This window comes from Pseudomonas sp. SCA2728.1_7, from assembly GCF_018138145.1.
In the GTDB taxonomy this organism is placed as follows: Bacteria; Pseudomonadota; Gammaproteobacteria; order Pseudomonadales; family Pseudomonadaceae; genus Aquipseudomonas; species Aquipseudomonas koreensis_A.
Map to the genome: position 1 here is coordinate 2616897 of NZ_CP073104.1, position 21547 is coordinate 2638443.

Annotated in this window: 19 protein-coding genes; 9 read left to right on the forward strand and 10 right to left on the reverse strand. The window is 60.4% G+C overall.

Annotation, left to right across the window (positions count from 1 at the left end):
- Window positions 1-120: 120 nt before the first annotated feature.
- From KBP52_RS11670 to KBP52_RS11680, 3 genes are all read right to left on the reverse strand, one after another.
- On the reverse strand, window positions 121-738 hold the full coding sequence (locus KBP52_RS11670) for a hypothetical protein (RefSeq protein ID WP_212622799.1): 618 nt from the start codon (window positions 736-738) through the stop codon (window positions 121-123).
- Between the two features lie 33 nt (window positions 739-771).
- Window positions 772-1527 carry a TPM domain-containing protein gene (locus KBP52_RS11675; protein WP_116028831.1) on the reverse strand — a complete coding sequence of 252 codons (756 nt, stop codon included), beginning with the start codon at window positions 1525-1527 and terminating at the stop codon, window positions 772-774.
- A 118-nt stretch (window positions 1528-1645) separates the two neighbouring features.
- Window positions 1646-2254, reverse strand: coding sequence for a LemA family protein (locus KBP52_RS11680; protein ID WP_116028830.1), 609 nt, complete (start codon window positions 2252-2254; stop codon window positions 1646-1648).
- Window positions 2255-2515: 261 nt separating this feature from the next.
- Here KBP52_RS11680 and bglX point away from each other — a divergent pair, with 261 nt between their 5' ends.
- Window positions 2516-4807 carry a beta-glucosidase BglX gene (gene bglX / locus KBP52_RS11685; RefSeq protein ID WP_212622800.1) on the forward strand — a complete coding sequence of 764 codons (2292 nt, stop codon included), beginning with the start codon at window positions 2516-2518 and terminating at the stop codon, window positions 4805-4807.
- A gap of 126 nt (window positions 4808-4933) precedes the next feature.
- Here bglX and KBP52_RS11690 read toward each other — a convergent pair whose 3' ends face one another.
- The 5 genes from KBP52_RS11690 to KBP52_RS11710 form a co-directional block, all read right to left on the reverse strand.
- The gene (locus KBP52_RS11690) at window positions 4934-6091 is read right to left on the reverse strand and encodes a phosphatidylserine/phosphatidylglycerophosphate/cardiolipin synthase family protein (protein WP_212622801.1); all 1158 of its coding nucleotides are present in this window, start codon (window positions 6089-6091) and stop codon (window positions 4934-4936) included.
- Between the two features lies 1 nt (window position 6092).
- Window positions 6093-6683, reverse strand: coding sequence for a YceI family protein (locus tag KBP52_RS11695; protein WP_038358250.1), 591 nt, complete (start codon window positions 6681-6683; stop codon window positions 6093-6095).
- 181 nt (window positions 6684-6864) lie between these two features.
- Entirely contained in the window at window positions 6865-7161 is a 297-nt protein-coding gene (locus KBP52_RS11700; protein ID WP_077571474.1) for an amidase, read from the reverse strand.
- Complete coding sequence (locus tag KBP52_RS11705) at window positions 7158-8231, reverse strand: serine hydrolase (protein WP_212622802.1); 1074 nt, start codon at window positions 8229-8231, stop codon at window positions 7158-7160. Before KBP52_RS11705 ends, KBP52_RS11700 begins: the two co-directional genes overlap by 4 nt.
- 166 nt (window positions 8232-8397) lie before the next feature.
- Window positions 8398-9276 carry an acyl-CoA dehydrogenase family protein gene (locus KBP52_RS11710; protein ID WP_212622803.1) on the reverse strand — a complete coding sequence of 293 codons (879 nt, stop codon included), beginning with the start codon at window positions 9274-9276 and terminating at the stop codon, window positions 8398-8400.
- Between the two features lie 153 nt (window positions 9277-9429).
- On the opposite strand from KBP52_RS11710, the gene olsB reads away from it, so the two are divergent.
- Together olsB and KBP52_RS11720 are read left to right on the forward strand one after the other, a co-directional pair.
- Window positions 9430-10185, forward strand: a complete 756-nt coding sequence (gene olsB / locus KBP52_RS11715; RefSeq protein WP_016982801.1) for an L-ornithine N(alpha)-acyltransferase — start codon at window positions 9430-9432, stop codon at window positions 10183-10185.
- A complete protein-coding gene (locus KBP52_RS11720; RefSeq protein ID WP_212622804.1) occupies window positions 10185-10979 on the forward strand; it encodes a lysophospholipid acyltransferase family protein in 795 nt (264 codons plus the stop codon). Before olsB ends, KBP52_RS11720 begins: the two co-directional genes overlap by 1 nt.
- A gap of 104 nt (window positions 10980-11083) precedes the next feature.
- Here the strand turns inward: KBP52_RS11720 and KBP52_RS11725 are convergent, their stop codons facing one another.
- Window positions 11084-11668: an ACP phosphodiesterase gene (locus KBP52_RS11725; protein WP_212622805.1), complete on the reverse strand. Its 585-nt coding sequence runs from the start codon at window positions 11666-11668 to the stop codon at window positions 11084-11086.
- 169 nt (window positions 11669-11837) lie between these two features.
- On the opposite strand from KBP52_RS11725, the gene KBP52_RS11730 reads away from it, so the two are divergent.
- From KBP52_RS11730 to KBP52_RS11740, 3 genes are read left to right on the forward strand one after another with little or no spacing between them, the layout of a single operon-like run.
- Complete coding sequence (locus KBP52_RS11730) at window positions 11838-12140, forward strand: metalloregulator ArsR/SmtB family transcription factor (protein WP_007917068.1); 303 nt, start codon at window positions 11838-11840, stop codon at window positions 12138-12140.
- A gap of 34 nt (window positions 12141-12174) precedes the next feature.
- A complete protein-coding gene (locus KBP52_RS11735; protein ID WP_007917078.1) occupies window positions 12175-13341 on the forward strand; it encodes an MFS transporter in 1167 nt (388 codons plus the stop codon).
- A gap of 28 nt (window positions 13342-13369) precedes the next feature.
- On the forward strand, window positions 13370-14419 hold the full coding sequence (locus KBP52_RS11740; RefSeq protein ID WP_212622806.1) for an alkene reductase: 1050 nt from the start codon (window positions 13370-13372) through the stop codon (window positions 14417-14419).
- Window positions 14420-14823: 404 nt separating this feature from the next.
- Here KBP52_RS11740 and emhR read toward each other — a convergent pair whose 3' ends face one another.
- On the reverse strand, window positions 14824-15456 hold the full coding sequence (gene emhR, locus KBP52_RS11745; protein ID WP_077571468.1) for an efflux system transcriptional repressor EmhR: 633 nt from the start codon (window positions 15454-15456) through the stop codon (window positions 14824-14826).
- Window positions 15457-15722: 266 nt separating this feature from the next.
- Between emhR and KBP52_RS11750 the strand changes: the two genes are divergently transcribed.
- Genes KBP52_RS11750 through emhC form a run of 3 tightly spaced genes read left to right on the forward strand, consistent with a single transcriptional unit; the run spans window position 15723 to window position 21490 of the window.
- A complete protein-coding gene (locus tag KBP52_RS11750; protein WP_077571467.1) occupies window positions 15723-16880 on the forward strand; it encodes an efflux RND transporter periplasmic adaptor subunit in 1158 nt (385 codons plus the stop codon).
- 3 nt (window positions 16881-16883) lie between these two features.
- The gene (gene emhB, locus KBP52_RS11755; protein WP_077571466.1) at window positions 16884-20033 is read left to right on the forward strand and encodes an efflux RND transporter permease subunit EmhB; all 3150 of its coding nucleotides are present in this window, start codon (window positions 16884-16886) and stop codon (window positions 20031-20033) included.
- Window positions 20030-21490 carry an efflux RND transporter outer membrane subunit EmhC gene (emhC, locus tag KBP52_RS11760; RefSeq protein ID WP_077571465.1) on the forward strand — a complete coding sequence of 487 codons (1461 nt, stop codon included), beginning with the start codon at window positions 20030-20032 and terminating at the stop codon, window positions 21488-21490. The genes emhB and emhC overlap by 4 nt, the downstream gene beginning before the upstream one ends.
- Window positions 21491-21547: the final 57 nt, after the last annotated feature.

Sequence of the window (21547 nt, forward strand, 5' to 3'; positions counted from 1 at the left end):
ATAATCGATACGTTTTTCCAAGTCGATGTCCAGCGCAAGACACCTCGGTCGGCTCCCTCTCCCTCTGGGAGAGGGCTGGGGTGAGGGTATGGCCCTCAAGCCGAATAAAAAATCTGCAACCTAACCCAAAACCACCAACCGATTCGGCAACTCATTCCTCACCTGCGTCACCGGCACATGCACTTTCAGCAACTCCCCACACGCCTCGATGCAAGTGACAAACCCCTCAAGCGTGCGCCCCTGCAGCACCTGCTCGGTAAACGCCGCAACAATCGCATCCCAGGATTTATTGTCCAGCCGTTTGGAAATCCCCTCATCCACCAGAATCTCCACATACCGCTCAGCCTCGCAAACAAAAATCAGCATCCCCGTACTGCCCACCGTGTGATGCAGGTTCTGTTCGAGAAACTGCCGCCGCGCCAGGTTCGACGCGCGCCAATGCCTCACGCGGCGCGGAATCAGATGGGTGGTGATTTTCGGCAAACGAAACAGCAGGCACAGCACGATAAACGCACCCCACTGCACCAACAGCAGACTGCGCAGGGTCAGCCACCCGGTCAGGTAGTGCACGACGCCCGGCACCACCAGTGCCAAGAGGCTCGCCCACAACAGCGGGATGTACGCGTAATCGTCGGCGCGAGCGGCCAGCACCGTCACCAGTTCGGCGTCGGTGTCGCGCTCGACCCGGGCGATCGCCTCGGCGACTTTGCGTTGTTCGTGTTCGGTCAGTAGTGCCATGTTGAAAAGTGCCTGCTCATTATTCTTCTGATATCACCAGCCGCCGGACGAACCACCGCCGCCGAAACTGCCCCCGCCGCCGCTGAAGCCTCCGCCTCCACCGCCGCCGCCAAATCCGCCACCACCGCCAAAGCCGCCCCCTCCTCCGGAGCCGCCACGGCCGGCAGGCAGGATACCGAGCATCTGGCAGACAAACACCGTCAGGATGAACAACATCACCAAAAACACGAACAATGCCGGATGCCGCGAGATGAAATCATCGGACGGATCACCGCTGGACTCATACACCGTCGACGGCTCATCCAGCGGATTACCGCCCAATACCACCAGCATCGCCGCGACGCCATCGCTGATGCCCTTGCTGAAATTTCCGCTCTTGAACGCGGGCGTGATGACTTGATGAATGATCACTGAAGTCTGCGCGTCGGTCAGCCGGTCTTCGAGGCCATAACCGACTTCGATGCGCAGTTTGCGCTCGTCACGGGCAACGATCAGCAGCGCGCCGTTGTTTTTGTCCTTCTGGCCGATGGCCCAGTGCCGCCCGAGCTGAACGCCGAAGTCCTCGATGGTCGTGCCTTGCAGATCCGGCACGGTAACCACGACCAATTGCTCGCCGGTCGCCTGCTCGTGGGCCTGCAACTGCTGGCTCAGTTGCGCGCGCACCGACGGCTCGAGCATCTGCGCTTCGTCCACCACCCGCCCGCTCAGCGCCGGGAACGTCAACTCGGCCCGGGCGCTGACGGCGAACAGCCACAGCGCCAACAACAGCCCCATCTTCAAAACACGCATGCATACCCCCACCGATCCCCTGTAGGAGCTGCCGCAGGCTGCGATCTTTTGCTCTTGTTTTTTTACAAACCAACATCAAAAGATCGCAGCCTTCGGCAGCGCCTACACAGGTTTGCTTTCAGAATTTAACCTGTGGGGCCTTTTCCGCGCCGGGCGTGGTGGCTTCGAAGGTTTCGCGGATCGGCAGGTCGCTGTACATCACGCTGTGCCAGAGCCGACCGGGAAAGGTGCGGATCTCGGTGTTGTATTTCTGCACCGCCAGAATGAAATCGCGGCGCGCCACGGCGATGCGGTTTTCCGTGCCCTCGAGTTGCGATTGCAGGGCGAGGAAGTTCTGGTTGGCTTTCAGATCCGGGTAGCGCTCTGAGACCACCATCAAGCGGCTCAACGCACCGGTCAGTTGATCCTGCGCCTGCTGGAACTGCTTGAGTTTTTCCGGGTTGTCGAGGGTGCTGGCATCGACCTGGATCGACGTCGCTTTCGCCCGCGCCTCGATCACTGCCGTCAGAGTTTCCTCTTCATGTTTGGCGTAACCCTTCACCGTTTCCACCAGATTGGGGATCAGGTCGGCGCGGCGCTGGTACTGGTTCTGCACCTGCCCCCACGCGGCTTTGGCCTGTTCGTCGAGGGTCGGGATATTGTTGATGCCGCACGCGGTCAACAGCGTGGCCAGCACCAGCAGTGTGGCGACCTGCAAACGCGAGCGATTGGTTGGGCTAACATTCATCGCAGTGATGCTCCTTGGCACATTTCATTATAAAAACCGAGCGCGAAACATTCTCAGCGGGCTCTTGGGGCATAATCGGCCGCGTCGCTGGATTACGACGGGGCAATGGGCTAAAAAGTGCCCTGCGTGATCATGCTGGCAAGTGTCGGCTGCCGTTTTTGGCTCTGTTTCTTTGAGCCTGTACCCGAACAACAATAGTCGCTCCCTAAATTTTGGCTGGCCGGCGTTGCATTGCCGCTTGGGCCTTTGAGAAAAATATTCATGAAGAAGCTGTGTTTGCTGGGTCTGTTCGTCAGCCTGGCCAGTCATCAAGTATTGGCCGCCACGACCCCGGTACCCCTGGAAAACAAGGACGCGTTCATCAGCAATCTGATGAAGCAAATGACCCTCGACGAGAAGATCGGCCAGTTGCGCCTGATCAGCATCGGCCCGGAAATGCCTCGCGAGTTGATCCGCAAAGAGATCGCTGCCGGCAATATCGGCGGCACGTTCAACTCGATCACCCGTCCGGAAAACCGTCCGATGCAGGACGCGGCGATGCGCAGTCGGCTGAAGATTCCGATGTTTTTTGCGTACGACGTGATCCACGGTCACCGTACGATTTTCCCGATTCCGCTGGCCCTCGCCTCGAGCTGGGACATGGACGCCATCGGCCAGTCCGGCCGCGTTGCCGCCAAGGAAGCCGCTGCCGACAGCCTCGACATCACCTTCGCGCCGATGGTCGACATCTCCCGCGACCCGCGCTGGGGCCGCAGCTCCGAAGGTTTCGGTGAAGACACCTACCTGACCTCGCGCATTGCCGGCGTCATGGTTCGTGCCTATCAGGGCGCCACCCCGAGCGCGGCTGACAGCATCATGGCCAGCGTCAAGCACTTCGCCCTGTACGGCGCCGTTGAAGGTGGCCGCGACTACAACACCGTCGACATGAGTCCGGTGAAGATGTACCAGGACTACCTGCCGCCGTACCGTGCCGCGATCGATGCCGGCGCCGGTGGTGTGATGGTTGCGTTGAACTCGATCAACGGCATTCCGGCCACCGCCAACACCTGGCTGATGAACGATCTGCTGCGCCGCGACTGGGGCTTCAAAGGCCTGGCGGTCAGCGACCACGGCGCGATCTTCGAACTGATCAAGCATGGCGTGGCCCGCGACGGTCGTGAAGCGGCGAAGCTGGCGATCAAGGCCGGCATCGACATGAGCATGAACGACACCCTGTACGGAAAAGAGCTGCCGGGCCTGCTCAAGTCCGGCGAGATCGAACAGAAAGACATCGACAACGCCGTGCGTGAAGTGCTCGCGGCCAAGTACGACATGGGCCTGTTCAAGGACCCGTACTTGCGCATCGGCAAGGCTGAAGATGATCCGGCCGACACTTACGCCGAAAGCCGTCTGCACCGCGCCGAGGCCCGTGAAGTGGCGCGTCGCAGTCTGGTGCTGCTGAAGAACCAGAACGAAACCCTGCCGCTGAAGAAAGACGCAAAAGTCGCGCTGGTCGGCCCGTTGGCCAAAGCGCCGATCGACATGATGGGCAGTTGGGCTGCCGCCGGGCGCCCTGCGCAATCGGTGACGCTGTTCGATGGCATGAGTTCGGTGATCGGCGATAAGGCAAACCTGATCTACGCCCGTGGCGCCAACATCACCAGCGACAAGAAGGTCCTCGACTACCTGAACTTCCTCAACTTCGATGCCCCGGAAGTGGTCGACGATCCGCGCCCGGCCAACGTGCTGATCGACGAAGCAGTGAAAGCTGCAAAAGACGCTGACGTGATCGTTGCAGCGGTAGGTGAATCCCGTGGCATGTCCCACGAATCCTCCAGCCGCACCGACCTGAACATCCCGGAAACCCAGCGCGAGCTGATCCGGGCGCTGAAAGCCACCGGCAAACCGCTGGTATTGGTGCTGATGAACGGCCGCCCGCTGACCATTCTCGAAGAGAACCAGTCGGCTGACGCGATTCTGGAAACCTGGTTCAGCGGCACCGAGGGCGGCAACGCCATCGCCGACGTGCTGTTCGGCGACTACAACCCGTCGGGCAAACTGCCGGTGACCTTCCCGCGTTCCGTGGGCCAGATCCCGACCTACTACAACCACCTGAGCATTGGCCGGCCGTTCACGCCGGGCAAACCGGGCAACTACACCTCGCAGTATTTCGATGACACCACCGGGCCGCTGTTCCCGTTCGGTTACGGCCTGAGCTACACCAACTTCGCCCTGAGCGACATGGCGCTGTCGTCAACCACCCTCAACGCCACTGGAAAGCTCGACGCCAGCGTGATGGTGAAGAACACCGGCAAGCGTGACGGCGAAACCGTGGTGCAGTTGTACATCCAGGACGTCACCGGTTCGATGATCCGACCGGTGAAGGAACTGAAGAACTTCCAGAAAATCATGCTCAAGGCCGGCGAACAGAAAGTCGTGCACTTCACCATCACTGAGGATGACCTGAAGTTCTACAACGCCCAGCTCAAGTACGCCGCCGAGCCTGGCAAGTTCAACGTGCAGATCGGCCTGGATTCCCAGGACGTCACGCAGCAGAGCTTCGAGTTGCTGTAACTGACAACGCAGTTCCCTTGTAGGAGTGAGCCTGCTCGCGATAGCGGTCATTCAGCTAATTCAATGCTGACTGACACACCGCTATCGCGAGCAGGCTCACTCCTACATTGGTTTTGCAGCGTTAATTTATCCGCGTCTATCGAGTATGTTGACCACCACTCGATCCACCCAGCCCCAAACCCGCTGTTTGACCCGTCGCCACAACGGTCGGCGCTGCCACTCTTCCAGACTCACCTGCTGACTCAGCCCGAAGTCCTTCACAAAACTCGCCTCTACCGCTCCCGTCAACGACGGATCCAGCGCCTCCAGATTCGCCTCCAGATTGAAGCGCAGGTTCCAGTGGTCGAAGTTGCACGAACCGATGCTCACCCAATCGTCCACCAAGACCATTTTCAAATGCAGAAAGCACGGCTGGTATTCGAAGATCTGCACCCCTGCCTTGAGCAATCGCGGGTAGTAGCGATGCCCGGCGTAACGCACTGAAGGGTGGTCGGTACGCGGCCCGGTCAGCAGCAAACGCACGTCGACACCGCGCGCCGCAGCCTTGCGCAGGGAGCGGCGGATTTTCCACGTTGGCAGGAAGTACGGTGTGGCCATCCAGATGCGTTTTTGCCCGCTGTTCAAAGCGCGAAACAGCGATTGCAGAATGTCGCGGTGCTGACGGGCGTCGGCATACGCCACGCGGCCCATGCCCTCGCCCTTGTCCGGCACCCGAGGCAAACGCGGCAGACCGAAATGCGCGGCCGGGCGCCAGGCGCGGCGATAGCGGTTGGCGATCCACTGGCGATCAAACAACAATTGCCAGTCGATCACCAACGGGCCGCTGATCTCGACCATCACTTCGTGCCACTCGCTGGTGTCGTGGCCCGGCGTCCAGAACTCATCAGTGACGCCAGTACCGCCGACCACCGCCAGGCGCTGATCGACCAGCAACAATTTGCGGTGATCACGATAGAAATTACCGACCCAGCGCCGCCAGTTCAGCCGATTGTAAAAGCGCAGTTCAACCCCGGCATGCGTCAGGCGCTGGCGCAGATTGAGGGTGAACGCCAGGCTGCCGTAATCATCGAACAGGCAGCGCACGCGCACGCCACGTTCGGCCGCCAGCACCAGCGCCTGGACGATGGTTTCGGCACAAGCGCCAGCCTCGACCAGATACAACTCCAGTTCGATCTGCTCCTGCGCACCAGCAATCTGCTCGAGCATGCGCGGGAAGAATTGCGGGCCGTCGATCAACAGCTCGAACCGGTTGCCGTCCCGCCACGGGAACACCGCGCCGCGCATGTCAGCGCGCCGTGAAGATCAGCACCGCACCCACCGGCACCGACAGACTGATCGCCGACAAGTCGGCGAGTTTGCGCAGGCTTTCCAGCCCCGGCAGCAGATCGAAATCTTCAGCGTTGATCACCAGCGGCTCAAGCGTGACCACTTGAAAACGACGATCATCGAGACGCGTCGCCAGCAGTTCGGCCGGGTATTCGTGTTGCTTGCCGTGCAGGTTGACGGTCAGCGGCAGACGCAACTCCAGCTGCGCACCGGGGGCCAGATCGTTGATCGGGCGCAGGTCAATCTGGGTGGTGATGGTCGCTTCGGGAAATTGCTCGATCTGGAACAGCTCCTTGCGCATGCGCTCATCGCGCAGCGGGATGCCGCTGTTGATCGAGTCCAGCTCGACCTCGACTTCGGCGCGACCATTTGGGTCGACCTTGCCGTGCAGCACCAGAAAGCGCTGCACTTCGGAGACATTGGCGTTTTTCGTGCTGACGAACGACAGCCGCGACGACTCGCCGTCCAGGTACCAATTGGCCTGCGCCGGCAGCGCGACAGCGGCGAGCAACAGGCTGGACAGGGTTGCACAGAGGGAGCGGTTGAACATTGAACACTCGTGGGGCCGATAAACCTGCACGAACCTTAACCGCCCACGCCGTTATTGCAAACTGAAGATCTAACTCTGTAGGAGTGAGCCTGCTCGCGATAGCGCACTTAGATTCGAAGAACATGTTGGAACTGATACCGCCATCGCGAGCAGGCTCACTCCTACAGGGGAACCGCGTACATCAAAGGCTGAGGCGGCAGCCCTGCCGTTCGCTTTGCCACTGGGCGCGATTGCTGCGGCCCATGCCGCTGACGGTGATGGTTTTGCTGGCGGGGTCGTCGGTGAACTGGCTGGTCGGCAGCCACTGTTTCACATAACCACGGCAATACTCGGCATCGTTGTTCATCACATACCGGCACGAACAATATTCCTTGGCGGTGTAGGCGCTGATGATGTCGGGGAAGGCCCACAGATTTTCGCGCTCGTAAACGACCCAGCCGAGCAACAAAACAAGCAGCAACAGCAAAAAGCGCTTCATGGCTGCACCGCCTTCAACACGCGTTTGAGCAGTTCGTTATGGCGATAGCTGCCATCGCGATCATCGGCGTAACGCACGATCACCAGGTTGGCGCTGGGGATTACGTACAGCGCCTGGCCCCAATGGCCAAGCGCGGCGAAGGTGTCGGGCGGTGCATCGGGCCACGGTGACAAGGCGCCATCGGCCGGGCGATTGAGCCACCATTGACCGCCGGGCACCGCTTCGTCCTGATGAGCCTTGTAGCCGGCGAAGGGCTGCCGATTGAAGTCGATCCAGTCCTTGGGGAGTAGTTGTCGATCATTCCATCGTCCGTCGCGGGCCATCAGCAATCCGACTCGCGCCAGATCCCGCGCAGTGAGATAGACATAAGAAGAAGCGACAAACGTGCCGCTGGCATCGGTTTCCCACACGGCGTGACGGATGCCCAGCGGCTCGAACAACGCCGTCCATGGATAATCCGCATAACGCTGCGGGCCGACGATATTTTTCAACGCGGCCGCGAGCAGGTTGCTGTCGCCGCTGGAATAGCGGAAGGCCCGCCCCGGTTCGGCGTAGGCATCGCGATCGGCGGTAAATGCAGCCATGTCACGATGGCCTCGGGTGTAAAGCATCGCCACCACCGAGGATTTCAGAGGGGCGTATTCGTAGTCTTCCTGCCAATCGATACCAGAGGCCCAGTGCAGCAGGTCGGCGATTTTTATCGCCGGGTGTTTGCTCAGTGGCGGGTAAAACTTCGTGGCCGGATCTTCGAGTTTGAACAGCCCCTCGCCGTAGGCCACACCGAGCACGCTGGCCATCAGGCTTTTGCTGATTGACCAGGTCAGGTGCGGGGTTTGTGCTGTGGTCGGGCCGGCGTAGCGTTCGTAGATGATCTGGCCGTCGCGGATGATCAGCAGGGCATCGGTGCGGATGCCTTGGCGGGTGTTGTCATCGCGGGGTGGGAAGGCGTACTTATCCAGCGTTCCTGTATCGGTGATCGTCGTGCCGATTGGCCATTGTTCACCGGGCCATTGTTCGGCTTGAACGGTGAAGCAGATCAGCAGCAGAAACAGGGGCAGGCCTTTGCACATGGTGAGGGCTCTGGGAATTAACCTGCTGAGACTAGTCGGGGTTGATGACAGATGTGTGGTGTTCTTGGGATTGCTATCGCGAGCAGGCTCACTCCTACAGGGGATCGCATTTCAACTGACGAAACTCGATCAACTGTAGGAGTGAGCCTGCTCGCGATGAGGCCCTTCAGCCCGCCGCCAAAGCCTTGGCCAACCGCTTGGCCCGAGCCCCCGCCGCCAACTGCATCACCCCCTGATCGCGCTGCCACATCTGCGCCCATTCTGCCGGCCCGTCAGTCAACGCCTGACTCACCTCCCCCTCCAGCGCCTCAAACTGCGTAAACAAACCACCCAGCAACACATGCCCGGCCGGATTGTTCGGTGGCTGCCGACTCGCCTCCGCACACCCGGCCAACAGCGCCAGCAAACGCAATTGCAAGGCCTGCTGCCAGTCACTGTCCTGGCCGACGCCGTACAACCACGCGGTCATCGCGCTCAACACATAGACATCTTCCAGCGTGCGGAACGGTTTGACGTAAGCATCCCAGCCATCCCCCGCCAGCAACTCACACAACGCGCCATCCAGCAGCAACCGGCCATGACTGATGTCCGGCATCAACGGCAGCGCCGGCAGCTTTTCCACGGTCACGCCGGGCTCGCCGGGATACACCACCGCCAAGCTCAGGCGCGGCGCTTCACCAGGTTCTTCACTGCGCGCAGCGATCAACAGCCAATCCGCCGCATCGCCGGCGGTGACGAAATCCTTGCGTCCACTCAAGCGCAATTCACTCAGCCGCGTCTGCATGTCCGCCGGGCGCAAACTGCGCTGTTCGGTCGCACACAACGCACCGAGGCTCAGCGGCGCACTCGGCCACAACATGCGTAATGCCGCTTGATAACCGACCAGAAACGCCAGCCCCGGCGTCGCCATTCGCCGCCCGCCCGCGACCGCCAATTCGAACGGTGTGACGCTGCCCAGTTGCTGCAACAACGTCGCAAAACCCTCGGCCAGGTCAGCAACGGCGGGCAATCGTTCACGGCTGTGCAGCAGATCTGGCCAGGACATAGGAGGCTCCTTGTGGGCTGTCATATAAGCATCACCGAACGTTCATGGCGATGACACCGGGGCTACATAGCCTGACTTTGCACAACACGGCTGCATAAAGAAAGTCGATCGGCTGCAACCCACGACGGGTTAAAGGCCCGTACGGAGATTCACATGACTCAGATCGCCCGCATCAGCGACACCGGCAATGAACGCCGCCTGCAAGCCGAACGCCTGATCGGCGCCGAGGCCTTGCAGCAAGCCCAGGCCTTGCGCTTCAACGTCTTCAGCGGCGAGTTCAACGCCAAACTGAAAGGCGCGGAACTGGGTCTGGACATGGATGATTATGATGTTCACTGCAGCCACATCGGCGTGCGTGACTTGAACACCGGCCGTTTGGTCGCGACCACGCGTTTGCTCGATCACACCGCCGCCAGCAGCCTCGGCAAGTTCTACAGCGAAGAAGAATTCAGCCTGCACGGCCTCGCGCATCTGCAAGGCCCGATTCTGGAAATCGGCCGCACCTGCGTCGACCCGGCGTACCGCAACGGCGGCACCATCGCGGTGTTGTGGGGCGAGTTGGCCGAAGTGCTGAATCAGGGTGGCTACAGTTATCTGATGGGTTGCGCGAGCATCCCGATGCAGGACGGCGGTATTCAGGCCCACGCGATCATGCAGCGCCTGCGCGAACGCTATCTGTGCACCGAAAACCTGCGCGCCGAGCCGAAAAATCCGCTGCCGACGCTGGATATTCCATCGAACGTGATCGCGGAAATGCCGCCACTGCTCAAGGCCTACATGCGCCTGGGCGCGAAGATCTGCGGCGAGCCGTGCTGGGACGAGGACTTCCAGGTCGCCGACGTGTTCATCCTGCTCAAACGCGACGAACTCTGCCCGCGCTATGCCAAGCACTTCAAGGCGGCTGTGTAATGAGCCGGTTGCGCGTGTACGCGCGGATCGCGCGGGTGCTGTTGGTGGTGTCGCTGGGTTTGACCATGGCCAGCGTCTTCGGCGTATTTGAACGCATCGGTCTGGCGCATTCGATGGAGCGGCGTCAGCGCTGGTCGCGCTTCTTCATGGCGCGCCTGAGCAATGCCCTGCCCTTTCGCGTGACCGTGCACGGCGAGTTGCCGAAACAGCCGATGCTGTGGGTCAGCAACCACGTTTCATGGACGGACATTCCACTACTCGGCATGCTCACGCCGCTGTCGTTTCTGTCGAAAGCCGAAGTGCGCACCTGGCCGGTGGCCGGTTGGCTGGCGGCAAAGGCTGGCAGCCTGTTCATCCGTCGCGGTTCGGGCGACAGCCAGTTGATCCGCAAGCAGATGACCCGTCATCTGCAAACCGAGCACGCCTTGCTGATGTTCCCGGAAGGCACCACCACCGATGGCCGTTCGCTGCGCACCTTTCATGGTCGCTTGCTGGCGGCGGCGATTGATTCCGAGGTGATGCTGCAACCGGTGGCGATCCGTTATCTGCGCGATGGCCAAATCGATGGGCTGGCGCCGTTCATTGGTGACGACGATTTGCTCTCGCATCTGATGCGCCTGTTCAGCAATGACTGCGGCGATGTTGAAGTGCACCTGCTCAAGCCGCTTGCCTGTCAGGGGCGTGAGCGTGCGGCGTTGGCGTTCGAGGCGCAGCAGGCGGTGCAGAAGGCGTTGTTTGGCGAAGTGGCGAAAACGGCCGAACCACGTCGTGCAGGCGAATTGATTGCCGCCTGAAAACACAAATCCCCTGTAGGAGTGAGCCTGCTCGCGATAGCGCTGTGTCAGTCAATACTAATGTCGACTGACACACCGCTATCGCGAGCAGGCTCACTCCTACATTAGATTTTCTGTGTCTGGGGGTTTTGGGCGAAGTCCTGGAGTTGGGGGTAGAACAAAGCGAAATCTTCACTCAGCGGTTCATACAACCGTCGCAATTCCTGCATCGCTCCCGCCAATTCCTCCGGCCGGGTCAGTCGCCGCGAGATCCCGCGCAACACCTGCTCCAGCACTTCAAACTCCTGATACGAACCCAACCAGTCATTGGCGACCATGTGCGGGGCGATCTTCGCCAACCGTTCGGGCAGTTGCCGTTCGTGGGTCAGCACCCGATACACATCAGCGGTGAAAACCTCCAGCGGCTGATCGGCATATAGCCTCCAGTCCCGCGCCAGGCAATGATCGAAAAACACATCGAGCACGATCCCGGCATAACGCCGGCGCGTGTCGGAAAACCGCCCCAGCGCGATGTCCACCAGCGGATGACGGTCAGTGAACACGTCAATCCGTCGATGCAGTTGAATGGCCGCTTCCACCTCCGGCGCAAACTGCCCTTGCAGCCGGCCTTTGACGAAATCGCCATACAGACTGCCGAGCAGTTGCCCGGGGCGCTGGCCACCGAGGTGTAAATGTGCGAGATAGTTCATGGGCGCAGCTTAGCACTGCGGCCCATAAGCCATACACCCATGCATCGTTATAACGCGATATACCAATTTATGCTGACGTCAGATCAAAATCATATTGGTGTATCGCGATCTAACGATTTATATTTCGCCACATCGCGATATAGCGTTGTACACATTGTGAGCACCTGCCATGAACCTCGACCTCGACGAAATAATAAAAGCCCTGGCGCACCCAGTACGGCGAGACATCCTCAACTGGCTGAAAGACCCGAAGAACGAATTTCCGGAACAGTTGCACAACCACGAGTACGGCATTTGCGCCGGGCAGATCGATCAGCGCTGCGGCCTGTCGCAGTCGACCGTTTCGGCACACCTCGCGACGTTGCAACGCGCCGGTCTGATCAGCAGCCAGAAGGCCGGTCAATGGCACTTTTTCAAACGTAACGAGGACGTGATCCAGGCGTTCCTCAGCACCCTCAGTAAAGAGCTCTGACCCTTAACGTCAGCCAGCCGACAAGGAAACCTGCATGCCCCTCTCGCTCCTCATCCTCGCCTTGAGCGCCTTCGCCATCGGCACCACCGAATTCGTCATCATGGGCCTGCTGCCCAATGTGGCGGCCGACCTCGGTGTGTCGATCCCCGGCGCCGGCTGGCTGGTGACCGGTTACGCCCTCGGCGTGGCGATCGGTGCGCCGTTCATGGCAATGGCCACGGCCAAACTGCCGCGTAAAGCAGCACTGGTCGCGTTGATGGGCATTTTTATTGTCGGCAATCTGCTCTGCGCCATTGCCAGTGATTACAACGTGCTGATGTTTGCCCGTGTGATCACCGCGCTGTGTCACGGTGCGTTCTTCGGTATCGGCTCGGTAGTGGCGGCCAATCTGGTGCCGGCCAACAAACGCGCTTCGGCAGTGGCTTTGATGTTTACCGGCCTGACCCTGGCCAACGTCCTCGGTGTGCCGCTGGGCACTGCGCTGGGTCAGCAATACGGCTGGCGCTCGACCTTCTGGGCGGTGACCGTGATTGGTGTGATTGCGTTGATCGGCCTGATCCGCTTCCTGCCGGCCAAGCGTGACGAAGAGAAACTCGACATGCGCGCCGAACTCGCCGCCCTCAAAGGTGCCGGGATCTGGCTGTCGCTGAGCATGACCGCGCTGTTCGCCGCTTCCGTATTTACCTTGTTCACCTACGTCGCCCCGCTGCTCGGCGAAGTCACCGGCGTGTCGCCGCGTGGCGTGACCTGGACGCTGATGCTGATCGGCCTGGGCCTGACCGTCGGCAACATCATCGGCGGCAAACTCGCCGACAAAGGCATGGCCGCCACGCTGATCGGCGTGTTCATCGCCATGGCCGTGGTCTCCACCGTACTGACCTGGACCAGCGTCGCGCTGATCCCGACTGAAATCACCCTGTTCCTCTGGGCCACCGCGTGTTTCGCCGCCGTGCCAGCGCTGCAAGTCAACGTGGTGACCTTCGGCAAAGCCGCACCGAATCTGGTGTCGACCCTGAACATCGGCGCGTTCAACGTCGGCAACGCGCTTGGCGCCTGGGTCGGTGGCAGCGTCATCGCCCACGGCTATGGCCTGACCAGCGTGCCGCTGGCAGCCGCCGCGCTGGCAGTGCTCGCCCTGCTGGTGACGCTGATTACTTTCCGTCAGAACGGCAATGCCGATCTGGCCCCGGCAACTAACTGATTACTTTCCACTTACGAGGGTTGTAGACATGGCAACTATTTTTGATCCGATCAAACTCGGCGACGTCGAGCTGGCCAACCGCATCATCATGGCCCCGCTGACCCGCTGCCGCGCCGACGAAGGCCGTGTGCCGAACGCGCTGATGGCTGAATACTATGTACAGCGTGCTTCCGCCGGCCTGATCCTCAGCGAAGCCACGTCGGTGACGCCAATGGGCGTTGGTTACCCGGACACCCCGGGCATCTGGTCCAACGATCAAGTGCGCGGCTGGGCCAACGTCACCAAAGCCATTCACGGCGCCGGCGGCAAGATCTTCCTGCAACTGTGGCACGTCGGTCGCGTCTCGCACCCGTCGTACCTCAACGGTGAAGCGCCGGTGGCACCGAGCGCGATCCAGCCGAAAGGTCACGTCAGCCTGGTGCGCCCACTGGCCGACTACCCAACCCCACGCGCTCTGGAAACTGCTGAAATCGCCGACATCGTCGACGCCTACCGCACCGGCGCCGAAAACGCCAAAGCCGCCGGTTTCGACGGCGTGGAAATCCACGGCGCCAACGGTTACCTGCTCGACCAGTTCCTGCAAAGCAGCACCAACCAGCGCACTGACAACTACGGCGGCTCGCTGGAAAACCGTGCGCGCCTGCTGCTGGAAGTGACTGACGCGGCGATCGAAGTCTGGGGCGCAGGCCGTGTGGGTGTGCACCTGGCACCGCGCGCCGACTCCCACGACATGGGCGACGACAACCTGGCAGAAACCTTCACCTACGTCGCACGTGAACTGGGCAAGCGCGGCATCGCGTTCATCTGCTCCCGTGAGAAAGAAGGCGCCGACAGCCTCGGCCCGCAACTGAAAGAAGCGTTCGGTGGCCCGTACATTGCCAACGAAAAATTCACCAAGGACAGCGCCAATGAATGGCTGGCCAGTGGCAAGGCTGACGCTGTGGCGTTTGGCGTGCCGTTCATTGCCAACCCGGATCTGCCGGCCCGTTTGCAGGCTGATGCGCCGTTGAATGATGCGCGTCCGGAGCTGTTCTACGCTAAAGGCCCGGTGGGTTATATCGACTATCCGACGCTGTAAGGCATACCGCAGAAACGCGAAAGCCCCCGACTTGTGAGAGTCGGGGGCTTTTTTTGTGTTCGCCTGGAGAGCTATTGCGCGGCTGAGTACGTAGCCCCTCACCCCAGCCCTCTCCCAAGGGAGAGGGAGCCGATCGGGGGAACGTTCGAAAATCGGAGTTCAACCGGATATTTCACGTCGGCGTACCTCGAAAGAACACCTCGGTCAGTCACCTCTCCCTCTGGGAGAGGGTTAGGGTGAGGGTGAGGGTGAGGGTGAGGGTGAGGGCAAGCGGCTCACACTCATTCACATGGACGAAACAAAATCCCTACAAAATGCGTAGCCCGCCACGTATAAACTCCCCGCTGCGAACCTATATAGAAGCAGGCCAATTGACATAAGCTGTGCCAATTACGCATTTTGTTTCATTTGCGCAGGCTGGGGCTCAGGCGCAGCATATCCAACCCTGTATCGACCCAACGCTCGGCCTCGGCATGCAGCTCAAAGCTGTCCGGCGCCAGAAGCCATCCATACAGAAGGCCATCGATATAGCTGTGAATACTGATGGCCGCGCGGGCGGTGTCGAGATCTTCCGGCAACTGGCCACGATTGACCGCATTACGCAACGTCAGAGCGATGCGCTCATTGCAATCGAGACTGACGTCCCGGCGCTGCTGGCGCAAATCGCACATTTCATCGGTGAACTCGCACTTATGAAACAGAATTTCGTTGATACGCCGGGTTTTCGGGTCCAGCGCAACTTGATGAAACAAATGAATCAGCAGTTGGCGCATGCAGCCCAGCGGATCGAGTTCATCCTCACTTTCGCTGGCCTTGGCCAATTCATCCAGCGGCTCACGCAGCGAATCCAGCATGGCCTGGACCAGATCCGCCTTGTTGCTGAAATGCCAGTAGATGGCACCGCGCGTGACGCCGGCCATTGTCGCGATGTCGGCCAGCGTCGTACGGGCGACGCCCCTTTCATAAAAGGCTTTCTCCGCCGCTTCCAGAATCTGGCTACGGGTTTCTTGAGCTTCCTCTTTGGTACGACGGACCATGACAGTAAAACCTCAAACAGGATGTTTCAGGGATGGCTGAATATCCGCTGAATAAAGAGGGGGCGATCTCTCGCGGATCGGCTCCCCGGCCTACAATTTCAAACCTTGCAACGACTTTTGTAACGGGTTGGGTACGCGGCAAAGGTATTTACAAACAACCATGAACGTAAGTATATTCCTTAGCAAGCTACTTATCCACCCGGTATCCTTTTTTTACCCTTACACACTTCTTGTGCGCTCTTTGCGCGCCTGACCCGAGGATCTTCATGCAATTCAAGCCAGCTGTTACCGCTCTGGTCACTGCCGTCGCCCTGGCATCGCTGCTCAGCGGATGTAAAAAGGAAGAAGCGGCACCGGCCGCTCCACCGCCTCAGGTCGGCGTCGTCACCCTGCAACCACAAGCCTTTACCCTCACGTCTGAACTGCCGGGTCGCACCAGTGCGTTCCGCATCGCTGAAGTGCGTCCACAGGTCAACGGCATCATTCTCAAGCGTCTGTTCAAGGAAGGCGGCGATGTCAAAGCCGGCCAGCAGCTGTATCAGATCGATCCGTCGGTCTATGAAGCGACCCTGAAAAGCGCCGAAGCCAACCTGCGTTCGACCAAGTCGATCTCCGATCGCTACAAGCAACTGGTCGACGAGCAGGCCGTGAGCCGTCAGGAGTACGACACCGCCGTGTCCAATCGCATGGAATCGGAAGCGTCGTTGCAGACCGCGCAGATCAACGTGCGTTACACCAAGGTTTATGCGCCGATCTCTGGCCGTATCGGTCGTTCGTCGGTCACCGAAGGTGCACTGGTCAGCAATGGCCAGACCGACGCGATGGCAACGATCCAGCAACTTGACCCGATCTACGTCGATGTCACCCAGTCCTCGGTTGAATTGCTGGAACTGCGCCGCGAGCTGGAAAGCGGTCGTCTGCAAAAATCCGGTGAAAACTCGGCAGCGGTCAAACTGACCCTGGAAGACGGCAGCCAGTACAAGCTCGACGGTAAGCTGGAATTCTCCGAAGTCACGGTCGACCCGACTACCGGTTCGGTAACCCTGCGCGCGGTGTTCCCGAACCCGGATCACACCCTGCTGCCGGGCATGTTCGTCCGCGCCCAGTTGCAGGCCGGCGTCAACGCTGCGGCCATTCTGGCGCCGCAACAAGGCGTGACCCGCGACCTCAAAGGCACCCCGACCGCGCTGGTCGTCGGCGCCGACAACAAGGTCGAACTGCGTCAGCTCAAGGCCAGCCGCACCGTCGGCAGCCAGTGGCTGATCGAAGACGGCTTGAAAGCGGGCGATCGCTTGATCACCGAAGGGCTGCAGTACGTGCGCCCGGGTGTTCAGGTCAACCCGTCCGAAGCCACCAATGTCGGCAACAAGAACCCGGCCCCCGCTCAGGCAGCTGACAAAGCCGCCGGCGGCAAAGGGGAGTAATTCATGTCAAAATTCTTCATCGACCGTCCGATTTTCGCCTGGGTAATTGCCCTGGTGATCATGCTGGTCGGGGCACTTTCGATCCTGAAATTGCCGATCAACCAGTACCCGAGCATTGCGCCGCCGGCCATTGCGATCTCCGTGACCTACCCGGGCGCTTCGGCGCAAACCGTGCAGGACACCGTGGTCCAGGTGATCGAGCAGCAGCTCAACGGTATCGACAACCTGCGTTATGTGTCCTCGGAAAGTAACTCCGACGGCAGCATGACCATCACCGCGACCTTCGAGCAAGGCACCAACTCCGACACCGCGCAGGTGCAGGTTCAGAACAAGCTGAACCTCGCCACCCCGCTGTTGCCGCAGGAAGTGCAGCAACAAGGTATCCGCGTGACCAAGGCAGTGAAAAACTTCCTCTTGGTGATCGGCGTGGTATCGCGTGACGGCAGCATGACCAAGGACGACTTGTCCAACTACATCGTGTCGAACATGCAGGACCCGATTTCGCGGACCGCCGGCGTCGGTGACTTCCAGGTCTTCGGTGCCCAGTACGCGATGCGCATCTGGCTCGACCCGGCCAAGTTGAACAAGTACAACCTGACCCCGGGCGATGTCAGCACCGCGATCTCGGCACAGAACGTCCAGGTGTCTTCCGGTCAACTCGGCGGCTTGCCGGCGTTGCCGGGCCAGCAGTTGAACGCGACGATCATCGGCAAGACCCGTCTGCAGACTGCCGAGCAGTTCAAGGCGATCCTGCTGAAGGTTAACCAGGACGGCTCGCAAGTGCGCGTCGGCGACGTCGCTGACGTCGGTCTGGGCGGTGAAAACTCGAGCATTTCCGCGCAGTTCAACGGCAGCCCGGCTTCTGGTCTGGCGGTAAAACTGGCCAACGGTGCCAACGCCCTCGACACCGCCAAGGCGCTGCGCAAGACGATTGACGACCTCAAGCCGTTCTTCCCGCAAGGCATGGAAGTGGTGTTCCCGTACGACACCACCCCGGTGGTGACCGAATCGATCAAAGGTGTGGTTGAAACCCTGGTCGAAGCGATCGTGCTGGTGTTCCTGGTGATGTTCCTGTTCCTGCAGAACTTCCGCGCCACCGTCATCACCACGATGACTGTGCCGGTGGTATTGCTCGGTACGTTCGGCATCCTCGCGGCGTTCGGTTTCAGCATCAACACCCTGACCATGTTCGGTATGGTGCTGGCCATCGGTTTGCTGGTGGACGACGCCATCGTGGTGGTGGAAAACGTCGAGCGGGTGATGAGCGAAGAAGGCTTGTCACCGAAGGAAGCGACCAAGAAGTCCATGGGCCAGATCCAGGGCGCACTGGTCGGTATTGCGCTGGTGCTGTCGGCGGTACTGTTGCCGATGGCGTTCTTCAGCGGTTCCACCGGTGTGATCTACAAGCAGTTCTCGATCACCATCGTTTCGGCCATGGCCCTGTCGGTTCTGGTTGCACTGATCTTCACCCCGGCGCTGTGCGCCACCATGCTCAAGGCGATTCCGAAAGGTGAACACGGCACGCCGAAGAAGGGTTTCTTTGGCTGGTTCAACCGCAATTTCGACCGTGGTGTGCAGAGCTACGAGCGCGGTGTCGGCAACATGCTGTCGCGCAAAGCGCCGTACCTGCTGGCTTATCTGCTGATCGTGGTCGGCATGATCTGGCTGTTCACCCGCATTCCAACCGCGTTCCTGCCGGAAGAAGACCAGGGCGTACTGTTCGCCCAGGTGCAGACCCCGGCCGGTTCGAGTGCCGAGCGTACTCAGGTGGTGATCGACGAAATGCGCAGCTACCTGCTGGATAAAGAAGCAGGCGCAGTGTCCTCGGTGTTCACCGTAAACGGCTTCAACTTCGCCGGTCGCGGTCAGAGCTCTGGTCTGGCGTTCATCATGCTCAAGCCTTGGGACGAGCGTAACGCGGACAACAGCGTGTTTGCCTTGGCCCAACGTGCCCAGCAGCACTTCTTCAGTTTCCGCGATGCCATGGTGTTCGCTTTCGCCCCGCCTGCGGTACTGGAGCTGGGTAACGCCACCGGTTTCGACGTGTTCCTGCAAGACCGCGCCGGTATCGGTCACGAAAAACTGATGGAAGCGCGCAACCAGTTCCTCGGCCTCGCCGCTCAGAGCAAGGTGCTCTATCAGGTGCGTCCGAACGGTCTGAACGATGAACCGCAATACCACCTGGAAATCGACGACGAGAAAGCCCAGGCCCTTGGCTTGAGCCTTACCGACATCAACAACACGCTGTCGATCTCCTTCGGTAGTAGCTACGTCAACGACTTCATCGACCGTGGTCGTGTGAAGAAGGTTTACGTGCAAGGTCAGGCCGGTGCTCGCATGAGCCCTGAAGACTTGAAGAAATGGTACGTGCGCAACAACGCCGGGACCATGGTGCCGTTCTCTGCGTTCGCCAAAGGCGAGTGGATCTACGGTTCGCCGAAACTGGCCCGTTACAACGGCGTGGAAGCGATGGAGGTGCTCGGTTCGCCAGCGCCGGGTTATTCCACCGGTGAAGCGATGGCCGAAGTCGAAGCGATTGCCAAGAAGCTGCCGGCCGGTGTCGGTATCTCCTGGACCGGTCTGTCCTATGAGGAACGTCTGTCGGGTTCGCAAGCGCCGGCGCTGTACGCCCTGTCGCTGCTGATGGTGTTCCTGTGTCTGGCGGCGTTGTACGAGAGCTGGTCGATTCCGATCGCGGTTATGCTCGTGGTGCCGCTGGGGATCATCGGTGCGCTGCTCGCTACCAGCCTGCGCGGTCTGTCCAACGACGTGTACTTCCAGGTAGGCCTGTTGACGACCATCGGTCTGGCGGCTAAAAACGCCATTCTGATCGTCGAGTTCGCCAAGGAACTGCATGAACAGGGACGCAGTCTGCGTGATGCGGCGATCGAAGCCTGCCGCATGCGTCTGCGACCGATCATCATGACCTCGCTGGCCTTCGTCCTCGGTGTTGTACCGTTGGCGATCTCCACTGGCGCAGGTTCAGGCAGTCAACATGCGATCGGTACCGGCGTGATTGGCGGTATGCTCACGGCCACGATCCTGGCGATCTTCTGGGTCCCACTGTTCTTCGTTACGGTTTCGTCCATCGGCCAGCGTAAGATCGCTGACGAGGATGAAGCTACTGAAACTCCTAAAGAGGCTGGCCAATGAGCAAGTCGCTACTCTCCATCGCAGTCGCCGCCTTCGTGCTGAGCGGTTGCTCGCTGATACCTGACTATCAGCAGCCTGAGGCTCCGGTCGCAGGTCAGTTCCCGCAGGGCCCGGCGTACTCGCCGGCCCAGGCTCCGGCGCAGGCCGCTGCCGAGCAAGGCTGGAAGCAGTTTTTCCATGACCCGGCGCTGCAACAGCTGATCCAGGTGTCCCTGGAAAACAACCGTGACCTGCGTGTCGCGGCGCTGAACATCGATGCTTACGCGGCTCAATACCGCATCCAGCGTGCCGATCTGTTCCCGGCGGTTTCGGCCAACGCCAGCGGCAGCCGTCAACGTCTCCCGGCTCGCGCATCGACGACTGGCGACTCGATGATCAGCAGTTCGTATTCCGCCACCGTCGGCATCAGCGCTTACGAACTCGACCTGTTCGGTCGCGTTCGCAGCCTGAGCGAACAAGCGTTGCAACAGTACTTCGCCACTGAAGAAGCACGCCGCAGCACCCAGATCAGTCTGGTCGCCAGCGTCGCCAACGCTTACCTGACCTGGCAGGCGGACAAGGAACTGCTCAAGCTGACCCAAGACACCCTCGGTGCCTTTGAAGAAAGCTACAAGCTGACCAGCCGCAGCAACGAAGTCGGTGTGGCTTCGGCGCTGGATCTCGCGCAGTCGCGCACTTCCGTGGAAAACGCCCGGGCACAACTGGCGCGTTACACCCGCCAGGTCGCGCAGGACGAAAACAGCCTGACTCTGCTGCTCGGCACCGGTATCCCGGCCAACCTGCAAGCGGCCAAACCGCTGTCCGATGACCTGCTCAGCGATGTACCGGCCGGTCTGCCTTCGGACCTGCTGCAACGTCGTCCGGACATTCTGCAAGCCGAGTACAACCTGAAAGCGGCCAACGCCAACATCGGCGCGGCTCGTGCAGCGTTCTTCCCGAGCATCAGCCTGACCGCCAACGCGGGTAGCCTGAGCCCGGACCTGTCCGGTCTGTTCAAGGGTGGTTCGGGAACGTGGCTGTTCCAGCCGCAGATCAACCTGCCGATCTTCAACGCCGGCAGCCTGCGCGCCAGCCTCGACTACGCCAAGATCCAGAAGGACATTGGCGTGGCGAACTACGAGAAGTCCATTCAAACGGCCTTCCAGGAAGTCGCCGACGGCCTCGCCGCACGTCAGACCTACACCGAGCAGCTGCAAGCGCAGCGTGACTTCGTGCAGGCCAACCAGGATTACTACCGTTTGGCCGAACGTCGCTATCGCATCGGCGTCGACAGCAACCTGACCTTCCTCGATGCCCAGCGTCAGCTGTTCAGCGCGCAACAAGCGCTGATCACCGACCGCCTCGCGCAACTGACCAGTGCGGTCAACCTGTACAAGGCCCTGGGTGGCGGCTGGAATGCGCAGACCGCGCAGAACGAACCGCTGAAAGAAGAAGCACCGAAGATGAAGTTGTTCTGATCATCATCAGGTGAACACAAGGAGCCCACCGATTGGTGGGCTTTTTGTTGCCTGTCT